Source organism: Pseudomonas sp. AL03, assembly GCF_029960815.1.
Classification (GTDB): domain Bacteria; phylum Pseudomonadota; class Gammaproteobacteria; order Pseudomonadales; family Pseudomonadaceae; genus Aquipseudomonas.
In genome coordinates this window covers 140,816-164,196 of record NZ_JASBRE010000002.1, presented here as the reverse complement: position 1 = coordinate 164,196, position 23,381 = coordinate 140,816, and the positions used below count along the sequence as shown (strand labels likewise).

Below are 23,381 nucleotides of genomic sequence, written 5' to 3'. Positions count from 1 at the left end.
AGCAAATCACGATGCGCGTGATGAAGTGGAGCATGATCGCACTGGCAGTTGCAGCAGCAGCCAGTACTCAATTGGCAACAGCCGCACCTTTCGTAGGCGACCAAGCCGAAGCCAAAGGTTTTGTTGAAGACGCAAAATTCGACTTGCTACTTCGCAACTACTACTTTAACCGTGACAAGAAAGACCGTGCAGTCGATGACAAAGACTGGACCCAGGGTTTCCACGGTGTATTTAGCTCCGGTTACACCCAAGGTACTGTCGGTGTAGGTGTTGACGCATTCGGTTACTTGGGCATCAAACTGGACGCCCGCGACAAGTTTTCCGGCTCGGGCAACCTGTCAACCAACAGCGAAGGCGAAAACAGCGACAGCTTCGGCAAAGCCGGTGCAGCCGTCAAAGTTCGCGTGTCCAAGACTGAACTGAAGTTCGGCGAGATGCAGCCAAGCACTTCTCCAGTGTTCGCTGTCGGCGGTTCCCGTCTGTTGCCTCAAACCGCTACCGGTTTCCAACTGCAGAGCAGCGAAGTCAAAAACCTGGACCTGGAAGCCGGTCACTTCTACTCGGCCTCCAGCCAGGACGAGATGAACAGCGACGGTGAGCTGCATTCGCAATACGCGAGCACCTCCTCGGACCCTGTTACCGGCAAGACCATGGACTATGCCGGCGGCAAGTACGGCGTTACCGACAATCTGAGCGTCTCGCTCTACGGTGCCAAGTTCGAAGACATCTGGAACCAGTACTACTCCAACGTGAACTACACCATTCCAATGGGTAGCGATCAGTCGGTCAACCTGGACGGCAACATCTACCGCACTACCGACTCCGGTAGCGCCAAAGCGGGCGACATCAGCAACACCACGTACTCGCTGGCAGCCGCTTATTCGTTCCTGAAGGCTCACACCGTTACTCTCGCCTACCAGAAAGTTAACGGCGACACCCCGTTCGACTACGTCGGTGTGGGCGATAACAACCGTGGCGGCGACTCGATCTTCCTCGCCAACTCCATCCAGTACTCTGACTTCAACGCTCCAAACGAAAAATCTGTACAAGTTCGTTATGACCTGAAAATGGCTGAGTACGGCGTACCTGGTTTGAGCTTCATGACCCGTTACGCTAAAGGCTGGGATATCGACGGCACCAAAATGGACGCCGACAGCCCATACGCCTCCTATGGTTATGGCGCAGATGGCAAGCACCACGAAACCAACCTCGAAGCCAAATACGTAGTTCAGACCGGCCCTGCGAAAGATTTGTCCTTCCGCATTCGTCAGGCATGGCACCGCGCCAATACCGACCAGGCTGAAGGCGATATCAACGAGTTCCGTCTGATCGTCGACTACCCGATTTCGGTTCTGTAATTACCGAAAGCTAGTTCGCGGTAATCAAAAAAAGGCCCATCTTCGGATGGGCCTTTTTTGTTGCCTGTTTGTTGCTTACTGCACCGCAGCTTCCTGAACCACTCGAATAACCCGCTGTGGAAACGGAATATCGATACCAGCCGTTTTCAAACGATCACGGGACTGTTCGTTGAACATGAACAACACATCCCAGTAATCCGCCGTCTTGACCCACACTCGCAGGGAAACAGTAATCGAACTGTCGCCCAGAGTAGAAATCACTGCCTGCGGCGCCGGGTCAGCCAAAATACGCTCGTCTTTGGCCAGGTCCAGCAATACGTTACGGGCCTTTTGCAGATCCGCCTCGTAATCAACGCCCACATCAAACACAACTTTGCGCGTCGGCTGACGGTTAGTGTTGGTGATGATGCCGTTCGACAAGTTGCCGTTAGGCATGATGATGGTTTTGTTATCGCCGGTACGCAGCACAGTGTGGAAGATCTGAATGCTGTCGACCGTGCCGGCAACACCTTGGGCTTCGATCCAGTCACCAATGCGGAACGGGCGGAACAACAGAATCAGCACACCACCCGCGAAGTTCGCCAGGCTGCCCTGCAAGGCCAGACCGATGGCCAGACCCGCCGCACCGATGGCCGCCACGAACGAAGTGGTTTCCACGCCGATCATTGATGCCACGCTGACTACCAGCAAAACCTTGAGAATAATGTTCGCCAGACTGCTGATGAACCCTTGCAGCGCGAGGTCGGCATTACGCAACGCCAGCAGACCGCCAAGTTTTTGTGCCACTTTGCTGATCAACCACCAGCCGATGGCCAGGGTGAGGATCGCCAGCAGCACGCGGCTGCCGTATTCCATGATCATCGGAAGCCAGGCTTGAGACGCCTTGACCAGGTTGTCTACTTCAGCATTCAAATCCATCAACTTTCTCCTGATTTCCGGCTACCCGGCACGCAAAAATATAAGCGGCAGAAAGATCGAACCCTTATAGGCTCGATCATTTCTGCCGTTGCTTGGGCCTCGGACGCCAAAAACGCCGAGAGGTCCCCGCTTCAAAGGTCAGTCGCGGAAGTTGTTGAACTGCAGCGGCATCCCGAATTCCTTGGCCCGCAAGGCCGCAATAGCTTCCTGCAAGTCGTCACGCTTCTTGCCGGTAATGCGCACTTGCTCACCCTGAATGGCAGCTTGAACCTTAAGTTTGGCGTCTTTGACATGAGCGACGATTTTCTTCGCCATCTCTTTGTCGATGCCTTCCTTGAGGACCGCTTCCTGCTTCATCAGTTTGCCCGACGCATAGGCATCCTTGACTTCAAGGCACTGCACGTCGATTTTGCGCTTGACCAAGGCCAGCTTGAGGATCTCAATCATCGCTTCGAGCTGGAAATCGGCTTCTGCGGTCAGGTTGACGGTCAGGTCCTTTTCCTTGAACTCGAAGGTGCCTTTGCCTTTCAGGTCATAACGACGATCGAGTTCCTTGACGGCGTTCTCGACCGCGTTGGTGACTTCGTGTTTGTCCAGTTCGGATACCACGTCGAACGACGGCATGTAATCTCTCCAATAAAAGGGCATGCTCGATCACGATGGAGCACACCTGGCTTGCGGTTAAAATCCGCGCTGATTATAACGGGTCTTTCCCATCATTCACTGCGAGCCTCCCATGCGCGCGATAAACAGAGCAAAAAGCTGATGTCCACCACCTGGCATGTTCTGGGCGCCGGCAGCCTCGGCACCTTATGGGCCACGCGTCTGGCGCGGGCAACTGTGCCGGTCAGGCTAATCGTGCGGGACGCTGCGCGCTTGCAAGCGTATGAGGCGGCGGGCGGGCTGACGCTGGTCGAACACGATGAAGTGCGGTGTTATCCGGTGCCCGCCGAGACACCTGACAGCCGTGAACCGATCAACCGCCTGCTGGTGGCCTGCAAAGCCTACGACGCCGAGAAGGCCGTAGCCCAACTGGCACCTCGCCTCGCCCTCGGCGCCGAGTTGATTCTGTTGCAGAACGGTCTTGGCAGCCAGGACGCCGTCGCGGCGCAGGTGCCGCAGGCACGCTGCATCAGCGCGTCGAGCACCGAAGGCGCCTTTCGCGATGGCGACTGGCGCGTGGTGTTCGCCGGCCACGGTTACACCTGGCTGGGGGATGCCGGGCATCCCGTGGCGCCAATCTGGCTGGATGACGTGAGCGCCGCCGGTATTCCCCACGAGTGGAGCACCGACATTCTGACAAGGCTGTGGCGGAAATTGGCACTCAACTGTGCGATCAATCCGCTGACCGTACTGCATGATTGCCGTAATGGCGGCTTACAGGAACACCACTGCGAAGTCGCCACCCTCTGCGTCGAACTGACCGAGTTACTTGAGCAATGCGGTCAGCCAGCAGCGGCCGAGGACCTTCAACAAGAAGTCGAACGGGTGATTCACGCGACCGCCGCCAATTACTCTTCGATGTACCAGGACGTCGCGAACCAGCGCCGGACCGAGATCAGCTATCTATTGGGCCATGCGTGTAAAGTCGCCGCGAGGCATCAGTTGAACCTGCCGCACCTCAATCAGCTTAAGTCAAGGTTGATCGCCCATCTGCACAGCCTTGGATTGCCCAGCGACTGAGCAGCGGCTACGCTGGCCACTTGTTCCTATTCAGCGATGAACCTGATGCTATTGCGCCAGCGACTTGAAAACCTTCCGGTCGGCCAGAAATTGCTGGCCGCCCTGCTGGTGCTGTTGACCACCGTCCTGCTGGTCGCCAACCTGACCTTTATCAGCGCCGCGTACTACATTTCCCAGGAAAGCATGGCACCTCAGGCCTTGCAGACCATTGGCCGACTGGTGTCCAACCCCAGCCTGGTGTCGGAAGCGTTGCAGTCACCGCAAAGCGCCGAACGCCTGCTCAATGAACTCAACAGCTATTCACCGCTGCGCGCGGCGGCCCTTTATAACGGCAAGGGCGAGCGTCTGGCGCAGTTGCAGCATGGCGAAAAGCTGAACCTGCCAGAACGTTACCGGCACATCGAATCCTGGCAAGCCACCGAGTTTCGCAGCAATCAAGTGATCACCCTGCCCCGCCCCGGCACCGCGCCCGGCCACCTGTTACTGGTCGCCAGCAGCGAACTGCCGATGGCGTTCTATACCGGCACCCTCACCGCCAGCCTCGGGATTCTGATCTTCAGCGTGCTGCTATGGCTGGTGATTGCCCGGCAGATCAAACGCCTGATTACCCGGCCGATCCACCAGCTCGAAGAGTTGTCCCGGCAAGTGACCCGCGAAGAGAACTACGCCCTGCGCGCCTCCCGCGGCAACCACGACGAAATCGGCAGTCTCGCCGAGGCGTTCAACACCATGCTCTCGCGGATCGAGGCCCGTGAGCAGCAACTCAAACGGGCCCGGGACGATTCCCAGGCCGCTTATGACCAAGCCCAGGGCCTGGCCGAAGAAACCCGCCATACCAATCGCAAACTGGAACTCGAAGTCCAGGTGCGCAGCAAGATCGAGAAGAAACTCACCGGTTTCCAGAACTACCTCAACAGCATCATCGACTCCATGCCGTCGGCGCTGATCGCCCTCGACGAGCAGCTTTACGTGACCCAGTGGAATCAGGAGGCCAGCGCCCTGTCTGGCACGCGCCTCGACGAAGCCTTGAATCAGCCGATTTTCCTCGCCTTCGAACCGCTCAAGCCGTTTCTGCCACAGCTCAAGCAAACCGTCGAGCAACACACGGTGGCCAAAATCGAGCGGGTGACGTGGCTCAAGGACGAAGAACCCAAGCACTACGCGCTGACGTTCTACCCGCTGATGGGTGGTGCCGGGCGCGGTGTGGTGATCCGGATTGACGACATCACTCAGCGCCTGTCCCTGGAAGAAATGATGGTGCAGTCGGAAAAAATGCTCTCGGTCGGTGGCCTCGCCGCGGGTATGGCCCACGAGATCAACAATCCATTGGGCGCGATCCTGCACAACGTGCAAAACATCCGCCGACGCCTGTCCCCCGATCTCCCGAAGAACCTCGAACAGGCCGAGCAGGTCGGCATCGCGCTTTCGACGGTCAACCAGTACTTGCAAGCGCGGGAAGTGCCGCAGTTGCTCGATGGCATCCAACAAGCAGGTGCCCGAGCGGCGAAGATCGTCACCCATATGCTCAGCTTCAGCCGCCGCAGTACCCGGCAAATGGCCCCGTGCGACCTGCCGGCGCTGATCGATCAGGCGGTGGAAATCGCCGGCAACGACTTCGACCTGGCGATCGGTTTCGACTTCAAAGGGCAGGCGATCATTCGCCAGTTCGATCCAGCGTTGGGACCGGTGCCTGGCACTGCGAACGAACTGGAGCAAGTGCTGCTCAATCTGCTGAAAAACGCCGCTCAGGCGATTCACCAACGTGAGGACGACCGCGAGCCGGGACGAATCATTCTGCGCACCAAACTGAATCCGCCCTGGGCGGAAATCCAGGTTGAGGACAACGGCATCGGCATGAGCGAAAGCGTGCGCAAACGCACCTTCGAGCCGTTCTTCACCACCAAGGAAATCGGTCAGGGTACCGGCCTTGGTCTGTCGGTCTCGTATTTCATCATTACCAACAACCACAAGGGTCAGATGGAAGTGCAATCGACCCTGGGCCAAGGCACGTGTTTCACGTTGCGCCTTCCCTTGGCGGGCACGCCGCTCGTCTCTCAAGAACTCAATCAGCTATCGAGGTAACCATGGGCTTTCGCTTGTCGAAGATTTACACCCGCACCGGCGACACAGGCGAAACCGGGCTGGGCGACGGCCGCCGCGTGCCCAAGGACCATCCGCGCATCGAAGCCATTGGCGAGGTCGATACGCTGAACAGCCAGGTGGGTGTGCTACTGGCCGGGTTGGCGACGCAAAGTAGCGAGTATCCGGGTTTGAACGAAGTGATCGAGGTTCTGGCGCCCTGCCAGCATCGGTTGTTTGATCTGGGCGGCGAGTTGGCGATGCCGGTGTACCAAGCGCTGAACGCGGCAGAAATCGAACGTCTGGAAACCGCGATCGATGTGTGGAACGAAGAGTTGGGGCCGTTGGAGAATTTCATCCTGCCGGGGGGATCGGCGTTAATTGCCCAGGCCCATGTGTGCCGAAGCCTGGCGCGCAGTGCGGAGCGGCGGTGTCAGCATTTGAATGCGGTGGAACCGTTGGCCGGGGTTGGGTTGGCGTACATCAATCGGCTGTCGGATTTATTGTTTGTGGTGGCGCGGTTGATTGCCAAGCGCCAGGGGATTGCCGAGATCCTTTGGCAACCGGCGGCGAAACCAGAGGTTTAATCGGCGGCTGTCAGACCGCCTGCACGCGAAGGGACCAGTGGCTACACCAAAGAATCAGGCCAGAACGCCCGGATCCCTGCCACCCCCTGAGCCCCGGCGGCCCAAGCCTTGCGCCGCTCCGCCGGGCCGACACCACCCAACAAGAACACCGGTTTGCTGAAGTCTTCGATCAGGGTCGCAGCCTGCTCCCAGCCCAACGGTTGAGCATCCGGATGAGTGCGGGTCGGTTGCACCGGTGACAGCGTCACGAAATCCACCCCCATCTGCTCGGCCAACGCCAGCTCTTCAGCGTTATGACAGGACGCCGCCAACCAGCGAGACGCCGGTAACGGGCGACCAGCCGCCGCGTACTTGCGCAGTTGCGCGGAGGTGATGTGCCAACCGGCGGACGGGAAATCTCCCAGCCACTCGAACGGCCCCTTGATCATCAACTGCGCCTTGCCAGCACACAGCCCCGCTGCGTCCACCGCCAGATCGCGGTACTTAGGATCGTAGCCGTTGGGTGCCCGCAACTGGATTAGCTTGATGCCGCCAGCAATGGCTTTTTGAATACCTCGCAGCAAGGCCGGGGTTTCCAGGTCTTCGGGGGTGATCAGGTATTCGGCAGGCAAACGTGCAGCAGCGACGATCGGCTGGTTGGCCGCCGGGAAATCGTAATTCAACAGATCACGGGGCGCGACCCATTCCAAAGGCTGGCCTTCGGCGCCGTGAGGTTCGCCGGTGAAGGCCGAAACCTCCCAAACGTCCAGCAACACCTGTTTGTCCGGGTAGTCGTGCTGAACCTTGATCAGCGGTCGCGCGACATCGACGACAATGCCTAACTCTTCGTGAAGCTCACGGCCAAGAGCCGTTGTCACGGACTCGTCTGCCTCGACCTTGCCGCCGGGAAATTCCCACAGGCCGCCCTGGTGCTGGGTGTCGGCACGGCGGGCGATGAGGATCTTGCCACTGCTATCACGGATAACAGCGGCCGCTACGTGGACTCGTTTCACTGCTCTACTTCCTCCAGACCCGCCTTCTGCCAGGCCTTGAAGGCTGGCCATTGATAGATGGTTTCGACGTAGGCCGCGTCCGCTGCGGGCAGCCTCACCTGATAGGTGCGCAGGCGCACGGCGATCGGTGCGAAGAAGGCATCGACCAGGGTCGCGCCACCAAACAGGAACGGACCGGTTTCGGTGGCGGCAGCGCGGCACTCAACCCACAACGCCAACATGCGCTCAATGTCGGCCTGGACATCAGCCGGTGTCGGTGACAATGCAGCATCGTGGCTCAGGTCGAACGGCATGTTGCCGCGCATGGCGAAGAAACCGCTGTGCATCTGCGCGCAGGCCGAACGGGCCTGGGCGCGGGCGGCGGTGTCTTTGGGCCAGAGGCCGACGTCGGGAAACTGCTCTGCCAGATACTCGGCAATCGCCAGAGAGTCGGCGATGGTGCCGTGTTCGGTTTTCAGCAGCGGGACTTTCGCGGTCGGCGAGTGCTTGAGCAGACGCTCACGGGTGTCCGGCTGGTTCAGCTTGATCAGTTCTTCGGTATAAGGGGCGCCGGCCAGATCGAGGGCCAACGCGCCGCGCAGGGACCAAGAGGAAAGCAGTTTGTCGCCGATGATCAGGTGGAGGCTCATGTTCGGGCGCCTTTGCAAAAAGGAAATGTCACTCACGGTGGGAGCGGTTTTTCCCGCTCCCACCGACAGTGGTTACGTGCGGTATTCGGCGTTGATCTTCACGTATTCGTGGGACAGGTCGGTGGTCCAGATGGTTTCGCTGCAATCACCGCGTCCCAGTTCGATACGGATCGTGATTTCTTCCTGCTGCATCACGGCCGCGCCCTGGGCTTCGGTATAGGTCGATGCGCGAGCGCCACGGCTGGCGATGCACACTTCACCGAGGAACACGTCGATCTTGCTCACGTCCAGATCCGGGACGCCGGCACGACCCACAGCAGCCAGAATGCGGCCCCAGTTCGGGTCCGAGGCGAACAGTGCGGTTTTGATCAGCGGCGAGTGAGCCACGGTGTAACCGACGTCCAGGCATTCCTGGTGATTGCCGCCGCCGTTGACTTCAACGGTCACAAACTTGGTCGCGCCTTCGCCGTCACGAACGATGGCCTGGGCCACGTCCATGCAGACTTCGAACACGGCCTGTTTCAGCTTGGCGAACAAATCACCGCTGGCTGCAGTGATTTCCGGCAGTGCCGCCTGACCGGTGGCGATCAGCATGCAGCAGTCGTTGGTCGAGGTGTCGCCGTCGATGGTGATGCGGTTGAACGACTTGTTGGCACCGTCCAGCAGCAGGTTCTGCAGCACGTCGCGGGCGACTTTGGCGTCGGTGGCGATGTAGCCGAGCATGGTCGCCATGTTCGGGCGGATCATGCCCGCGCCTTTGCTGATACCGGTGACAGTGATGGTCACGCCGTCATGCTGGAACTGGCGGCTGGCACCTTTGGGCAGGGTATCGGTGGTCATGATGCCGGTGGCGGCAGCTTCCCAATTGTTGACCGACAGGTCGTCGATAGCCGCTTGCAACGCGGCTTCGATTTTCTCGACCGGCAGCGGCTCGCCGATGACACCGGTGGAGTACGGCAGCACCAGGCTGGCGTCGACGCCGGTCAGCTCAGCCAGTTTGGCGCACGTGCGCTCGGCGGCGGCAAGGCCTGGTTCACCGGTGCCGGCGTTGGCATTGCCGGTATTGGTCAGCAGATAACGTACCGGACCTTGAACACGCTGTTTGGCCAGGATCACGGGAGCGGCGCAAAAGGCGTTCAGGGTAAACACGCCAGCGACCGTGGAACCTTCGGCACAGCGCATGACCACGACATCCTTGCGCCCTGGGCGCTTGATGCCAGCCGAGGCGATACCGAGTTCAAAACCGGCAACCGGGTGCAACGTTGGCAAAGGACCAAGACCAACAGCCATGAATGCGCTCCTTAATAATGATGTCAACACCGCTTTCAGGAAGAACGGTGGTTTAAATGGCAAAACGCCGCGACGGCATAAGCCGGTCGCGGCGCGGGTATTTCAGCGTATGAAACGGGTTTTACTGGATCTGCCCGTGGCAATGCTTGAACTTCTTGCCCGAACCGCAATAGCAAAGCTCGTTACGGCCCAGCTTCTGTTCGTTGCGTACCGGAGCGGTGGCAAGGGCGACATCGACCTCTTCACCCAGCAGTTCCGGTTGCTCAAGACCCGGTGCTTCGTCGTGCTGGAACTGCATGCGCGCCGCCAGTGCTTCGGCTTCCTGACGCAAGCGTTGCTCTTCTTCGATCGGATCTTCGCGGCGAACCTGGACGTGGGACAGTACACGGATCGAGTCGCGCTTGATCGAATCCAGCAGCTCGGAGAACAGCGTGAAGGACTCGCGCTTGTACTCTTGCTTCGGGTTCTTCTGTGCATAACCACGCAAGTGGATGCCGTGACGCAGGTGATCCATGGTCGACAGGTGATCTTTCCACAGGTCGTCGAGCACACGCAGAACGATTTGCTTCTCGAAGGTGCGCAGCGCTTCGGCGCTCGCCTGCTCTTCTTTTTCGTTGTACGCGGCCAGCAGCTCGGTCATGAGCTTCTCGCGCAGGGTTTCTTCGTACAGGTGGTCGTCTTCGTCGAGCCATTTCTGGATCGGCAACGCCACACCGAAGTCGCTCTGCAACGCCGCTTCCAGACCGGCCACGTCCCACTGTTCAGGCAGCGATTGCGGTGGAATGTGTGCGCTGACGGTTGCGTTAAGCACGTCCTGACGGAAGTCGGCGATGGTTTCGCCGATGTTGTCGGCGGCCAACAAACTGTTACGCATGTGATAGATCACTTTACGTTGTTCGTTGTTGACGTCGTCGAACTCGAGCAGTTGCTTGCGAATGTCGAAGTTGCGGCCTTCAACCTTGCGCTGAGCCTTCTCGATGGCGTTGGTCACCATGCGGTGCTCGATCGCTTCACCCGGCTGCATGCCCAGGGCCTTCATGAAGTTCTTCACCCGATCAGAGGCGAAGATGCGCATCAGGCTGTCTTCCAGCGACAGGTAGAAACGGCTGGAACCGGCGTCGCCCTGACGACCGGCACGACCACGCAACTGGTTGTCGATACGGCGCGACTCGTGACGCTCGGACGCAATCACCTGCAAACCACCCGACTCCAGCACTTGCTGGTGACGTTTCTGCCAGTCGGCCTTGATCTGGGCAATCTGCTCAGGGGTCGGGTCTTCCAGCGAAGCGACTTCCACTTCCCAGTTACCGCCCAACAGGATGTCAGTACCACGACCGGCCATGTTGGTGGCGATGGTCAGCGCACCCGGGCGACCGGCCTGAGCGATGATTTCAGCTTCTTTTTCGTGGAACTTGGCGTTCAGGACCTTGTGTTCGATGCCTTCCTTCTCGAGCAGATTGGACATGTGCTCGGACGTTTCGATGGTGGCAGTACCCACCAGCACCGGACGGCCCTGGGTCATGCATTCCTTGATGTCGGTGATGATCGCCGCGTATTTCTCTTCGGCGGTCAGGAACACCAGGTCGTTGTAGTCTTTACGCGCCAGCGGTTTGTTCGGCGGGATAACCATCACCGACAGACCATAGATCTGGTGGAATTCGAACGCTTCGGTGTCAGCGGTACCGGTCATGCCGGACAGCTTGTTGTACAGACGGAAGTAGTTCTGGAACGTGGTCGAGGCCAGGGTCTGGCTTTCGGCCTGAATGTTCAGGTTTTCCTTGGCTTCGATAGCCTGATGCAGGCCTTCGGACAGACGGCGACCCGGCATGGTACGACCGGTGTGTTCGTCGACCAGGACAACCTGACCGTCCTGCACGATGTATTCGATGTTGCGATGGAACAGCTTGTGCGCACGCAGACCGGCATAAACATGGGTCAGCAAGCCAAGGTTATGTGACGAGTACAGGCTCTCGCCTTCAGCCAGCAGACCAACGCGGGTCAGCATGTCTTCGATGAACTGGTGACCGGCTTCGTTGAGTTCGACCTGACGGGTCTTCTCGTCCACGGTGTAGTGGCCAGCCTTGGTGACCTCGCCTTCGACTTCTTCGACGTGCAATTCCAGCTGCGGGATCAGTTTGTTGATCTCGATGTACAGCTTGGAGCTGTCCTCAGCCTGACCGGAAATGATCAGCGGGGTACGGGCTTCGTCGATGAGGATGGAGTCGACTTCGTCGATCACGGCAAAATTGAGTTCGCGCTGGAATTTTTCTTCCATGCTGAACGCCATGTTGTCGCGCAGGTAGTCGAAACCGTATTCGTTGTTGGTGCCGTAGGTAATGTCGGCAGCATAGGCCGCACGTTTCTCTTCCGGCGGCTGGAACGGCGTCACCACGCCGACCGTCATCCCGAGGAATTCGTAGAGCGGACGCATCCAGTTGGCGTCACGACGTGCCAGGTAGTCGTTCACCGTCACAACGTGCACGCCCTTGCCGGACAGCGCGTTGAGGTAAACGCCCAGTGTTGCCACCAGGGTCTTGCCTTCACCAGTACGCATTTCCGCGATCATGCCTTCATGCAAGGTCATGCCGCCGATCAGCTGGACATCGAAGTGGCGCATACCCATGACGCGCTTACCGGCTTCGCGGGCGACCGCAAAGGCTTCTGGCAGCAGTTTGTCGAGGGTTTCCCCTTTGGCGATGCGGGCCTTGAACTCATCTGTCTTGGCACGCAATTGATCGTCCGAAAGGGCCACCATTTGCTCTTCGAAGGCATTGACGAGTTGCACCGTCTTGAGCATGCGTTTGACTTCACGCTCGTTCTTGCTTCCAAAAAGTTTCTTTAACAAAGGCGCAAACATATCGGCAGGATCTTCCACACTAAAGGGATGGAGGGCGGCCCCGTGAGTCGCCCGTGCAGCCCTCATGGCCGCATGCGAACGAGCATTCTACCCGGAAACGATGGTGAGGAAAGTGGCGTTATTCCACGATGCTGGCACAGCGCTGTGACGGGGCTCACTTAAAATAAGGGCTTTTTACTGAACTTCAAGCCATTCACGGCACAAGTTACTTGTTGATTTAATGGGTAAAGCGTTCGCAAAGCAATGGGTCGGGTGCCTGTGGTGCTTTCTGCTACCATGGCGGCTCTGTTACTTCAGGTGTCTGATCATGGCATTTCGCCCTCTTACGGCCAGAGCACCCGCCGTTCTGCTTCGCGAAGCCAAACCGCTGAAAGCCATCTTCGGCCACGCTCAGCGCCTGGGTCATTTACAACGTCTGCTGGAAAGCCAATTGCAGCCCGCTGCCCGCGAGCATTGCCATGTGGCGTCGTGGCGCGAAGGCAGTTTGTTGCTGATAGTGACCGACGGTCATTGGGCAACCCGCCTGCGTTATCAACAAAAGCGTCTGCAGCGGCAATTGCAGATGTTTGATGAATTTGCCAGTTTGACGCGGATTCTGTTCAAGGTTCAGCCACCGACCGTTCAGCAAGGGGCGGCTGGCCATACCATCAGTTTGTCGACGGACGCAGGCGCGACCATTCAGGCCACGGCCGATGGAATCAGCGATCCGAATCTGCGGGCGGCTCTGGAGCGCCTGGCGGCGCACGCCAAACCCAAAACCTGACACAAATCCTGTAGGAGCGAGCGGGCGGCGATCCGACTTGCCCGCGAAGCTTTTGGCGCCCTTAAGGGCCTCTTCGCGGGCAAGCCTCGCTCCTACAAGTTATTCAGCGGCGCTTGCTGCCACCGAGCAACGACCCCATCAACCCGCGCACCAACTGTCGGCCCAGTTGATTAGCCGCCTGACGCATCGCCGATTTCAGCGCTTGCCCTGCCGCCGTACCCAGGAATTCCCCGGCCTTGTCGGTGAAGCTCGGTTCCTCTGGTGCAGCCTTGCCCGGGACTGCTTCGGGCTCCGGCGCCAGACCTTTGCGTCCCATCAGCACTTCATAAGCCGACTCACGATCGATCGGTTTGTCATAACGTCCCTGCAATGGCGAACTGGCGATCAACGCCGCACGCTCGGCTTCGCTCAGCGGCCCGATCCGCGATTGCGGCGGCGCAACCAAAACCCGCTGAACCACCTCTGGCGTGCCCTTGTCCTGCAACGTGCCGACCAGCGCCTCGCCGATCCCAAGCTCGGTCAGCACCGACAAAGCATCGAACGCCGGGTTCGGCCGGAAGCCCTCGGCCACCGCTCGCAGGGATTTCTGCTCCTTGGCGGTGAATGCGCGCAAGCCATGTTGAATGCGCAAACCGAGCTGAGCGAGCACGTCATCCGGCAAGTCGCCCGGCGATTGGGTAACGAAATACACGCCAACGCCTTTCGAGCGAATCAGTCGCACCACCTGCTCAAGGCGATCCTGCAACGCCTTTGGCGTACCGGCAAACAACAAATGCGCCTCATCGAAAAACAGCGCCAGCAGTGGTTTGTCCGAATCGCCGCGCTCGGGCAATTGCTCGAACAATTCGGCCAATAGCCACAACAGGAACGTCGCGTAGACCTTCGGCGCTTCGTGCACCAGACGGCTGGCATCGAGCAAGTGAATGCGCCCGCGGCCATTGGCGGTCGGTTGCAGAATGTCTTCGAGTTGCAGCGCCGGCTCACCGAACAGCGCTTCTGCGCCCTGCTGCTCCAGGGTCGCCAGGCGCCGCAATAGCGCCTGACTGGAACCGGTGGTCATCAGCGCGGCGTCGTCACCGAGCAATTCGGGGTTGTCACGCAGGTGATTGAGCAGCGCCTTCAGATCCTTAAGGTCCAGCAGCAACAGCCCTTCACGATCCGCCACCTTAAAGGCGGCATACAGCGTCGACTGTTGACTGTCGGTCAGTTCCAGCAGGCTGCCCAGCAGCAACGGCCCCATTTCGCTCAAGGTTGTACGCAATGGATGACCGGACTGACCGTGAATGTCCCACAGGGCCACCGGATACGCTTGAGGCGTGTGGTTCAGCCAAGGCATCCCGGCGATCCGCTCGGCGATTTTGCCTTGAGGATTGCCGGCGGCGCCCAGACCGCACAGGTCACCCTTGATATCGGCGGCAAACACCGCCACGCCGGCATCGCTGAAGGCTTCGGCCAGCCGCTGCAAGGTGACGGTTTTACCGGTCCCGGTAGCGCCCGCCACCAGCCCGTGACGGTTCGCCAGGCGCATGGCCTGAGTGACAGATTGGCCCGCGAGGTCGGCGCCGATAACGAGTTGCAATGAGTCAGGCATTTTGTCACCCATGGTTAATCTTTGATCCTTCATGGCCGATAACAAGCGAGAGACCAGACTGAAAATAGCCTCGGTAATTCCCCGAAGGAAAGACGGAAATATCAGCTTACTTTCAACACTGCCCAATTTGCGCGCCTTTATAAAAGCACGCCCTGGACATTAAGACTTTAGCGGACCCCAAGCCATGAATAAAAATCTGCGCTTCAGCCATAAAATACTGCTTGCCGCCGCCCTCATCGTTATTGCTGCCTTTGCCTCGTTTACGCTGTACAACGACTATTTACAGCGTAATGCGATTCGTGAAGACCTGGATAACTACCTCACCGAGATGGGAGACGTTACCGCCAACAACATCCAGACCTGGCTGACCGGCCGTATCCTGCTGATCGACAACCTCGCCCAGAACATCGCCATCAACCCCGAACAGGCCACCGTCGCCAGTCTGCTTGAGCAGAAAGCCCTGACGTCGACCTTCATGGCGTCCTACCTGGGCGATGCCAGCGGCAGCTTCACGATTCGCCCTGACGCAAAAATGCCTGCCGGCTTCGATCCGCGAGTACGCCCCTGGTACAAAGGCGCCGAAAGCAGCAGCACTGCAACCCTGACCGAACCCTACATCGACGCGGCCACCGGCCAGACCATCATCTCTATCGCCACGGCCTCGAAAAAGGCCGGACAAAGCGTCGGTGTGGTGGGCGGCGACCTGAGCCTGCAAACCCTGATCGACACCCTCAGCGCCCGCGACTTCGGCGGCATGGGTTACGCCTTTCTGGTCAGCGCCGATGGCAAGATTCTGGTCCACCCGGACAAAGCCTTGGTGATGAAGTCCCTGAGCGAGGCGTACCCGAAAAATACCCCGCGCATCAGCAGCGGCTTCAGTGAAGTGGACGTCGAAGGCAAGACCCGCATCGTCACCTTCACTCCAATCAAAGGCCTGCCATCGGTCAACTGGTACATCGGTCTGTCGGTGGATAAAGACAAAGCCTTCTCGATGCTCAGCGAATTCCGCACCTCGGCGGTCGTTGCGACGGTCATTGCCGTGGCCATCATCATCGCCCTGCTGGGCATGCTGATCCGCATCCTGATCCAGCCGCTGCACGTCATGACCCGCGCCATGGAAGACATCGCCGACGGTGAAGGCGACCTGACCAAGCGCCTGACCATCCAGAATCAGGACGAATTCGGCATTCTTGGTACGGCGTTCAACCGTTTCGTGGAACGGGTTCATACGTCGATCCGCGAAGTGTCCTCGGCCACCGGACAAGTCAACGAAGTGGCCCTGCGTGTAGTGGCCGCCTCGAATTCGTCGATGTTCAATTCCGACCAGCAAGCCTCGCGCACCAGCAGCGTGGCCGCGGCGATCAACCAGCTCGGCGCCGCCGCTCAGGAAATCGCCCGTAACGCAGCACAAGCCTCGAGTCAGGCCAGCGATGCCCGCAGCCTGGCCGAAGATGGCCAGCAAGTGGTGGACCGCAGCATTGCCGCGATGAATCAGCTGTCGAGCATGCTCAGCGCCTCGAGCACCAATATTGAATCGCTGAACAGCAAAACCGTGAATATCGGGCAGATTCTCGAAGTGATCACCAGCATCTCCCAGCAAACCAACCTGCTGGCGCTCAACGCAGCCATCGAAGCGGCACGTGCCGGTGAAGCCGGTCGCGGTTTTGCGGTGGTTGCAGACGAGGTTCGTAACCTGGCGCACCGCACTCAGGAATCGGCGCAGCAGGTGCAGACCATGATTGAGGAGTTGCAAATCGGCGCCCGCGAATCCGTCAGCACCATGAGCGAGAGCCAGCGCCACAGTCAGGACAGCGTCGAAATCGCCAACCTGGCCGGCGAGCGGCTGAATAGCGTGACGTTGCGTATTGGCGAGATTGACGGGATGAACCAGTCGGTGGCGACGGCAACTGAGGAACAGACTGCCGTGGTTGAATCGATCAACGTGGATATTACCGAGATCAATACACTGAATCAGGAAGGGGTGGAAAACCTGCAGTCGACGTTGCGGGCGTGTTCGGATCTTGAACAGCAGGCTGCGCGGTTGAAGCAGTTGGTGGGCAGTTTCCGTATTTAGTGTCTGAACTGGCCCTTTCGCGGGCAAGCCTCGCTCCTACAGGGTTTAGCGTGAACCCGTAGGAGCGAGGCTTGCCCGCGAAGGCGATTGCTCAAACATCACAAACCTCGCTGACACCCCCGCCACAAAACCCCAACCGAACATCTATCCTTCATAAAGGTCAACCAAGGGAGAATAACGGACCGGAGGGATGTTCATCGTGCATATCGCTGACATAACCATGTTCTACGCCCCTGCCAGCGGTGGCGTGCGCACCTATCTGGATGCAAAACACCGTCGCCTGGGCATCAAGCCGGGCATTCGCCACAGTCTGCTGATCCCTGGGGCTTACTTAAGTGAACAGGATGGCGTTTACACGGTTCCGGCCCCCGCTCTGCCCTTCGGCAAAGGCTATCGCTTCCCCCTCCGTCTCGCGCCCTGGCGCAATGTTCTGCAGGATTTACAGCCCGACCTGATCGAGGTCGGCGACCCCTACCTCACCGCATGGGCGGCACTCGACGCTCGGCGGCAACTCGATGTCCCGGTGGTCGGCTTTTATCACTCGGACCTGCCGCTGCTGGTCAGCAATCGCATGGGCAACTGGGTCACAACCAACGTCGAAGCCTATGTCAGCAAGCTCTATGGCAACTTCGATCGGGTTCTGGCGCCAAGCCAGGTCATGGCCGACAAACTGATCGGGTTGGGGGTGAAGAACGTTTTCGTTCAACCGCTGGGCGTCGACTTGCAAACCTTCCATCCCAATGCCCGGGACCCGGGTCTGCGGGCCGAATTGGGCATCGATGAAAACACTCATTTGCTGATCTTCGCCGGGCGCGGCGCCAAGGAAAAAAACCTGCCGGTGCTGCTCGACTGCATGAAACGCCTGGGCCGACGCTATCACCTGCTGCTGGTAGGTTCGTCGATGCCAGCCGCAGTGCCCGACAACGTCACCGTGGTCGGTGAGTTCTGTCCGGCGGCACACGTGGCGCGATTGATGGCCAGCGCCGATGCGCTGCTGCATGCCGGCGATCAGGAAACCTTCGGCCTGGTGATTCTTGAAGCCATGGCCAGTGGCATTCCGGTGGTGGCCGTGGCGGCCGGGGCCTTTCAGGAAATCATCACCGATCAATGCGGCCTCCTCTGCCCGCCGAATAATCCGTTGGCGATGGCCAACACGGTCCGCGAACTGTTCAGCTCGGGCAGCGTCGTGTTGGGCAAACAGGCCCGCAGCCATGTCGAGCAGCATTACTCTTGGGACACGGTGGTCAACAGCCTGCTGCGGCACTATCACGCCGTACTCGGCAGCCACTGGCTGCTGACCGCCAATGGTTGAGCCCATGAACCCGCCCAGCCTGTTACTCGTCCTGCACGACGTCGCACCGCAAACCTGGGCCGATTACCAACCCTTTGTCGAAGCTGTCGACGCCCTGGGCGAGGTGCCGATGACCTGGCTGGTGGTGCCAAATTTGCACAAGCACAACGATCTGGAGGAGCATCCGGGGTTTCGACGTTGGCTCACCCGTCGGATCGCCCGAGGTGACGAACTGGCATTGCACGGTTACTTTCATTGCGATGAAGAGCCCACGCCCACTACCCCACGAGACTGGTTCATGCGCCGGATTTACACCCATGAAGGCGAGTTTTACAGCCTGTCTCAAGAAGCCGCTCTTGCCCGCCTGCGCGCCGGCATCGAAGTGTTCCACCGTTATCACTGGCCGCTGGAGGGGTTCGTCGCCCCGGCCTGGCTGATGAGCGAAGGGACGCGCCAGGCCTTGCGCCAGTTACCCCTCAGTTACACCAGCGATCCGCAGCATCTGTATCGTCTGCCGGACTTCAGCGCCGTTGATGCTCCAGGCCTGGTCTGGAGTGCGCGCAGCGCCTGGCGCCGGGGGGTGTCGAAACTCGTCAGCCATCAACGCGAACAACGCTGGCGGCACGCACCGGTGATTCGTCTCGGCCTGCACCCGGTCGATATGCGCCATGAGCTCTCGCGCACTTACTGGCTGCAAACCCTCAAGCGCTTGCTCGGCGAGGGTCGTGTGCCGATGACCAAGGCACGCTGGCTGGCGCTGCAAAGCGATTGTATGGGTCGCGCCGCATGAGTCGCGGGATTCTGCTGCTCGTCGCGCTGCTTGCTGCGGTGCTGATTCCGTCGCTGCTGGGCGGTAACGAAACCTGGTATCGACTGCAAAGCTTTCCGCTGAGATGGCTGCTGATCATGTTCGGCATGATCCTGCTGTGCTGGGTGCTGAACACAATGCGCTTGCGCCTGTTGCTAGGGGATCAGCGCGACAAGGTGGGCCCGTTCAAAAGTCTCGGGGTGGTGATGGCCGCCGAATTCGCCTATTGCGCCACCCCCGGCGGCAGCGGCGGCCCGCTGACCATCATGGCGCTGCTGGCGCGCAATGGCGTGCGTCCGGCCAGAGGCAGCGCCGTGTTTGCCATGGATCAGCTGAGCGATTTACTGTTTTTTCTCTGCGCGCTGAGCGGGATCCTGATCTATGCGTTGTTCCAGCACCTCAGCCAACGCATGGAATGGCTGCTGACCGTCAGCGCCCTTTCGATGTTCGGCGGGTTGCTCAGTTGTGTGGTGGTTGCCCGTTACCATCGAATGCTGATTCGCCTGAGCGGCCGGTTGCTCGCTCGCCTCAATGTCAAAGCCACCACGCGCCTGCGCTGGGCGCGAAAACTCCTGCACTTCCTGGCGGCTTTTGCTGACACGCTGAAGTTGCCCTTTCAGACATTGATCATGGTGTTTGCCTTGACCTGCCTGCATTGGCTCCTGCGCTATAGCGTGCTGTATCTGGCGTTGCGTGGGCTCGGGGCGGATTTGCAGTGGGCCTGGATCTTCCTGATCCAGATGCTTTCGCTGAGCGCGGGGCAGTTCAGCCTGTTGCCGGGCGGTGCCGGGGCAGCGGAGTTGACCTCGGCGGCGCTGCTGGCGCCGATGGTGGGAAAATCTACCGCGGCGGCGGCGATTCTGATCTGGCGGGCGGTGACCTATTACTTCTACCTGGTGGTGGGTGGCCCGGTGTTTTTGCTGATGCTCGGGCGGCCGCTGCTGAAGAAGTTGCTGAAACTCAAGCAGGCGTAGGCTTGTCGTCGGGTTCTTGCTGCAACTGTTCCCACAACTCGACAGCACCGGGAAACTCCGTGCCGTCTTCGGGGTTCATGTCATCCGGGTCATAGCGACTCAGACAACCCTCACCCAACGTGGTGGGTGCCCTGGAAGTGGCTTTGTCCAGTGGATCGGCCATGGTCATGTCCTCTATTTACCCAGATCGTTCCCACTCTGCGTGGGAACGATCAGCAACTGGCTGTCAGAACACGACGGTTTTGTTGCCGTGCACCAGCACCCGATCTTCCAGGTGATAACGCAGACCACGGGCCAGCACCATCTTCTCGACGTCCCGACCGAAACGCACCATGTCGTCGATGCTGTCGCTGTGGCTGACGCGAACGACGTCCTGTTCGATGATCGGACCGGCATCCAGCTCTTCGGTCACGTAGTGGCAAGTAGCGCCGATCAACTTCACACCCCGCATCGATGCCTGGTGATACGGCTTGGCACCGACGAACGACGGCAGGAAGCTGTGATGAATGTTGATGACCTTGTGAGCATATTCGCTGCACAACTCGGGCGGCAGGATTTGCATGTAACGGGCAAGTACGACCACTTCGGCATCGTGCTGTTTGACCAGACGCGATACTTCGGCGAATGCCGGTTCTTTATCCTGCGGGTTGACCGGTACGTGGTAATACGGAATCCCGTGCCACTCGACCATGCTGCGCAAATCGTCATGGTTAGAAATTACACAGGAAATGTCGCAATCCAGCTCATCACTGTGCCAGCGGTGCAACAAGTCGGCGAGGCAGTGAGACTCGCGACTGGCCATCAGTACCACGCGCTTTTTCTGCTCGGTATCGGTGATGCGCCAGTTCATGGAGAACTCTTCGGCAATCGGTGCAAACGCTTCGCGAAAGGCATCGATACCGAAGGGCAGCGAATCGGCACGAATTTCGTGACGCATGAAGAACCAGCCACTGAGATTGTCCGAGTGATGGCTCGCTTCAGTGATCCAGCCGTTATGTGACGCCAGAAAGTTACTGACTTTAGCAACGATGCCGACGCGGTCCGGGCAAGCAATCACCAGCCGAAAAGTGCGCATGAGGGTCAAACTCCAGAACTTCGCAAAGGCGGCCATTCTAGCGATTGCGCAGCAAAACTGCAGTATTGATGACGTCTTGCCTGGCACGAAGGTGGGCGACAGAGATTTTGGCAGCCTCCACTACCCGCGCGATGGTGTTCCTGTTGCCCATCTTCAAGTGCCCGATTGTGAATATCTGTGATGACGGCATCACACTATTTAACTACACCCGCCATTTATGCCCTATTCACCGTAACTCATTTAAATAAAACCACGGTTAATGTTTACTTGATGAAACACCCTGACTATTATTGCCGCACTGTCACCTGCCATCCAGCGCCCCAACATAAGGTAGTCCTCATGTCCTTGATCAACGAATATCGCGCCACCGAAGAAGCTATCAAAGAGCTGCAAGCCCGTTTGAAGAACCTGTCCCAAGACGACAAACTGCAAACCGAGCTGGAATTCGAAGGCAAACTGCGCACCCTGATGGGCGAATACTCCAAATCTCTGCGTGACATCATTGCGCTATTGGATCCAGAGTCCAAAACCAAAGCGCCACGCGGCGGCGCAGTAAAAACTACCGGCACCAAACGTGCTCGCAAAGTTAAACAATACAAAAACCCGCACAACGGCGAAGTCATCGAAACCAAAGGTGGCAACCACAAAACGCTGAAAGAGTGGAAAGCCAAGTGGGGCGGTGACGTGGTTGAAGGCTGGGCTACCCTGCTGGGCTAAGCCGCAGAGTTTGTCGCAGACTCATCCGCGACAAAAAAGAACGCCAGCTGATGCTGGCGTTTTTTGATGCTGGCATTCAGCCCCGGACATATTCGTTTTCAAAGATTCAATCGTTTGCGCAATCCCTGGACATAATTCTGCCATTCATTCAGCACCTCCCGCTGAAGCGATGTAGCACTAATGTTCCATTGGGCTGCGGCCGCTACAAAAGTGTCCAGCGTATTTGGCGCCCCCCATTCGGGTGCTGACAAACGTTGCTGACAGAATATTCGCCAGCGTTCTTGCTCTTCGAAACTCAACGTATCGGGGAAGTTGCGGGCGCGATATCGAAACAATAATTCAGGCAAGCGTTCATCATCGAAAGGCCATTGTTGTTGCGCTAATTGAGCAGGGTCGGCAGACCTGACTTGCTCACATAGACGCCGATCCCGATCACCGATAAAACCATCGTATAACTGTTGCTCAGGGTCTTGGCTCGAGGTGAAGTCTTCGTTGGCATAAATCGCCTGAACTTTATCTCGCCAAACTTTTTGTGCGTCACTTAGCCGCAGCGCACGCGCTTGGTAGAGCGACATATCCAGCCCCAAACGTTGCGGGTCTTCAGAACGAAGTACCGACAACGGCGCCACCACCGGGCATTTGTTGATGTGGATAAGTTTGAGCGGCACCGGCAACTCGCCCTCGGCCAAGTCATCGCGGCGGGTATACAGCCGTTGACGCAAGGTGTCGGCATCAAGATCGAGCAAGCCCTGAGGGTCCAGGTGCAGGTCACAGACAATCAAAGCGTTCTTGTTGCGCGGATGCCAGGCCAATGGCAGCACCACACCAACATAACTGCGCGCCGCCGAGAAGCGCCCGGAGATGTGCACCATTGGCTGCAACAGCCGAATCTGATCCATCACCTTTTGTTTACCGCGCAACTGAAACAACCAGTCATACAACTTTGGCTGTTTTTCCCGGATCAGACGCGCCAGGGCGATGGTGGCGCGAACGTCCGACAACGCTTCGTGAGCATTGCCGTGATCAATGCCATTGGCGGCGGTCAGGCGTTCGAGTTTGAGCGTCACCCGCCCCTCGTCGTCCTTTGGCCAAACGATGCCATCAGGGCGCAAGGCATACGCTGCACGCACCACATCAATCAGGTCCCAGCGGCTGTTACCGCCCTGCCACTCGCGCGCGTAGGGGTCAAAAAAGTTTCGGTACAGGCTGTAACGGGTCATCTCGTCGTCGAAACGCAACGTGTTGTACCCCGCCCCACACGTACCGGGCGCAGCGAGTTGGGCATGCACCCGGGTCATGAAATCGGCTTCACTCAGGCCCTGCTCGGCCAGTCGGCCGGGGGTAATACCCGTGATCGCGCAGGCCGCCGGATGGGGCAGGATGTCTTCACTGGGCTGGCAGTAAAGGTTGACCGGCTCGTCTATTTCATTGAGATCGAAGTCAGTGCGAATCCCCGCCATTTGTAGCGGGCGGTCGCAACGGGGGTTGATGCCAGTGGTTTCATAGTCGTACCAGAAGATAGAGGTCACGGGCTATTCCTGAACTGAAGATCGGCGAAGTCTAGGCGTTCACATCCCGCCCCGGCCAGTAATCTCGTCATTCAATCACCTCCGGCCACTCACCGTGCAATACATAGTTATGTCGTTTCCCCCCGAGAGGCTGCTAGCATCGGCCGGACATCGAATCCCGAACAGG

Annotated in this window: 20 protein-coding genes; 10 read left to right on the top strand and 10 right to left on the bottom strand. The window is 58.8% G+C overall.

Annotation, left to right across the window (positions count from 1 at the left end; translation table 11 throughout):
• The first annotated feature begins 11 nt into the window (after positions 1 to 11).
• Positions 12 to 1,358, top strand: coding sequence for an OprD family porin (locus QK293_RS02830; protein ID WP_282375476.1), 1,347 nt, complete (start codon positions 12 to 14; stop codon positions 1,356 to 1,358).
• Between the two features lie 75 nt (positions 1,359 to 1,433).
• On the opposite strand, the gene QK293_RS02825 is transcribed toward QK293_RS02830, so the two are convergent.
• Positions 1,434 to 2,276 (bottom strand): mechanosensitive ion channel domain-containing protein, encoded by an 843-nt coding sequence (locus tag QK293_RS02825; RefSeq protein ID WP_282375475.1) that lies wholly within the window; start codon positions 2,274 to 2,276, stop codon positions 1,434 to 1,436.
• Between the two features lie 138 nt (positions 2,277 to 2,414).
• Complete coding sequence (locus QK293_RS02820; RefSeq protein ID WP_282375474.1) at positions 2,415 to 2,900, bottom strand: YajQ family cyclic di-GMP-binding protein; 486 nt, start codon at positions 2,898 to 2,900, stop codon at positions 2,415 to 2,417.
• Between the two features lie 141 nt (positions 2,901 to 3,041).
• Here QK293_RS02820 and QK293_RS02815 point away from each other — a divergent pair, with 141 nt between their 5' ends.
• Genes QK293_RS02815 through QK293_RS02805 form a run of 3 tightly spaced genes read left to right on the top strand, consistent with a single transcriptional unit; the run spans position 3,042 to position 6,625 of the window.
• Positions 3,042 to 3,959 carry a putative 2-dehydropantoate 2-reductase gene (locus tag QK293_RS02815; RefSeq protein WP_282375473.1) on the top strand — a complete coding sequence of 306 codons (918 nt, stop codon included), beginning with the start codon at positions 3,042 to 3,044 and terminating at the stop codon, positions 3,957 to 3,959.
• Between the two features lie 45 nt (positions 3,960 to 4,004).
• On the top strand, positions 4,005 to 6,041 hold the full coding sequence (locus tag QK293_RS02810; RefSeq protein ID WP_282375472.1) for an ATP-binding protein: 2,037 nt from the start codon (positions 4,005 to 4,007) through the stop codon (positions 6,039 to 6,041).
• 2 nt (positions 6,042 to 6,043) lie between these two features.
• Positions 6,044 to 6,625 (top strand): cob(I)yrinic acid a,c-diamide adenosyltransferase, encoded by a 582-nt coding sequence (locus tag QK293_RS02805; protein WP_282375471.1) that lies wholly within the window; start codon positions 6,044 to 6,046, stop codon positions 6,623 to 6,625.
• 41 nt (positions 6,626 to 6,666) lie between these two features.
• Here the strand turns inward: QK293_RS02805 and QK293_RS02800 are convergent, their stop codons facing one another.
• The 4 genes from QK293_RS02800 to secA all read right to left on the bottom strand — a co-directional run bounded on the left by QK293_RS02800 (position 6,667) and on the right by secA (position 12,393).
• On the bottom strand, positions 6,667 to 7,617 hold the full coding sequence (locus QK293_RS02800) for a Nudix family hydrolase (RefSeq protein ID WP_282375470.1): 951 nt from the start codon (positions 7,615 to 7,617) through the stop codon (positions 6,667 to 6,669).
• Positions 7,614 to 8,246 (bottom strand): glutathione S-transferase family protein, encoded by a 633-nt coding sequence (locus tag QK293_RS02795; RefSeq protein WP_282375469.1) that lies wholly within the window; start codon positions 8,244 to 8,246, stop codon positions 7,614 to 7,616. Before QK293_RS02795 ends, QK293_RS02800 begins: the two co-directional genes overlap by 4 nt.
• Before the next feature lie 72 nt (positions 8,247 to 8,318).
• Positions 8,319 to 9,536, bottom strand: coding sequence for a bifunctional glutamate N-acetyltransferase/amino-acid acetyltransferase ArgJ (gene argJ / locus QK293_RS02790; RefSeq protein ID WP_282375467.1), 1,218 nt, complete (start codon positions 9,534 to 9,536; stop codon positions 8,319 to 8,321).
• Positions 9,537 to 9,657: 121 nt separating this feature from the next.
• Entirely contained in the window at positions 9,658 to 12,393 is a 2,736-nt protein-coding gene (secA, locus tag QK293_RS02785; RefSeq protein WP_282375465.1) for a preprotein translocase subunit SecA, read from the bottom strand.
• A gap of 307 nt (positions 12,394 to 12,700) precedes the next feature.
• On the opposite strand from secA, the gene QK293_RS02780 reads away from it, so the two are divergent.
• Positions 12,701 to 13,156, top strand: a complete 456-nt coding sequence (locus QK293_RS02780) for a DciA family protein (RefSeq protein ID WP_008147416.1) — start codon at positions 12,701 to 12,703, stop codon at positions 13,154 to 13,156.
• Positions 13,157 to 13,259: 103 nt separating this feature from the next.
• Here the strand turns inward: QK293_RS02780 and QK293_RS02775 are convergent, their stop codons facing one another.
• Complete coding sequence (locus QK293_RS02775) at positions 13,260 to 14,747, bottom strand: helicase HerA-like domain-containing protein (protein ID WP_282375458.1); 1,488 nt, start codon at positions 14,745 to 14,747, stop codon at positions 13,260 to 13,262.
• 184 nt (positions 14,748 to 14,931) lie between these two features.
• Between QK293_RS02775 and QK293_RS02770 the strand changes: the two genes are divergently transcribed.
• The 4 genes from QK293_RS02770 to QK293_RS02755 all read left to right on the top strand — a co-directional run bounded on the left by QK293_RS02770 (position 14,932) and on the right by QK293_RS02755 (position 19,894).
• On the top strand, positions 14,932 to 16,821 hold the full coding sequence (locus QK293_RS02770; protein WP_282375456.1) for a methyl-accepting chemotaxis protein: 1,890 nt from the start codon (positions 14,932 to 14,934) through the stop codon (positions 16,819 to 16,821).
• A 190-nt stretch (positions 16,822 to 17,011) separates the two neighbouring features.
• Positions 17,012 to 18,133 carry a glycosyltransferase family 1 protein gene (locus QK293_RS02765; protein WP_282375455.1) on the top strand — a complete coding sequence of 374 codons (1,122 nt, stop codon included), beginning with the start codon at positions 17,012 to 17,014 and terminating at the stop codon, positions 18,131 to 18,133.
• A complete protein-coding gene (locus QK293_RS02760; protein WP_282375454.1) occupies positions 18,126 to 18,902 on the top strand; it encodes a polysaccharide deacetylase family protein in 777 nt (258 codons plus the stop codon). Before QK293_RS02765 ends, QK293_RS02760 begins: the two co-directional genes overlap by 8 nt.
• Positions 18,899 to 19,894 carry a lysylphosphatidylglycerol synthase transmembrane domain-containing protein gene (locus QK293_RS02755; protein WP_282375453.1) on the top strand — a complete coding sequence of 332 codons (996 nt, stop codon included), beginning with the start codon at positions 18,899 to 18,901 and terminating at the stop codon, positions 19,892 to 19,894. Before QK293_RS02760 ends, QK293_RS02755 begins: the two co-directional genes overlap by 4 nt.
• On the opposite strand, the gene QK293_RS02750 is transcribed toward QK293_RS02755, so the two are convergent.
• Positions 19,881 to 20,057, bottom strand: a complete 177-nt coding sequence (locus tag QK293_RS02750; protein ID WP_282375452.1) for a hypothetical protein — start codon at positions 20,055 to 20,057, stop codon at positions 19,881 to 19,883. The genes QK293_RS02755 and QK293_RS02750 overlap by 14 nt on opposite strands.
• Before the next feature lie 63 nt (positions 20,058 to 20,120).
• Positions 20,121 to 20,969, bottom strand: coding sequence for a formyltetrahydrofolate deformylase (purU, locus tag QK293_RS02745; protein WP_282375451.1), 849 nt, complete (start codon positions 20,967 to 20,969; stop codon positions 20,121 to 20,123).
• Positions 20,970 to 21,308: 339 nt separating this feature from the next.
• Between purU and mvaT the strand changes: the two genes are divergently transcribed.
• Positions 21,309 to 21,686 (top strand): histone-like nucleoid-structuring protein MvaT, encoded by a 378-nt coding sequence (gene mvaT / locus QK293_RS02740; protein ID WP_007933316.1) that lies wholly within the window; start codon positions 21,309 to 21,311, stop codon positions 21,684 to 21,686.
• 98 nt (positions 21,687 to 21,784) lie between these two features.
• Here the strand turns inward: mvaT and sbcB are convergent, their stop codons facing one another.
• Complete coding sequence (gene sbcB, locus QK293_RS02735) at positions 21,785 to 23,215, bottom strand: exodeoxyribonuclease I (protein ID WP_282375450.1); 1,431 nt, start codon at positions 23,213 to 23,215, stop codon at positions 21,785 to 21,787.
• Between the last annotated feature and the right edge of the window lie 166 nt (positions 23,216 to 23,381).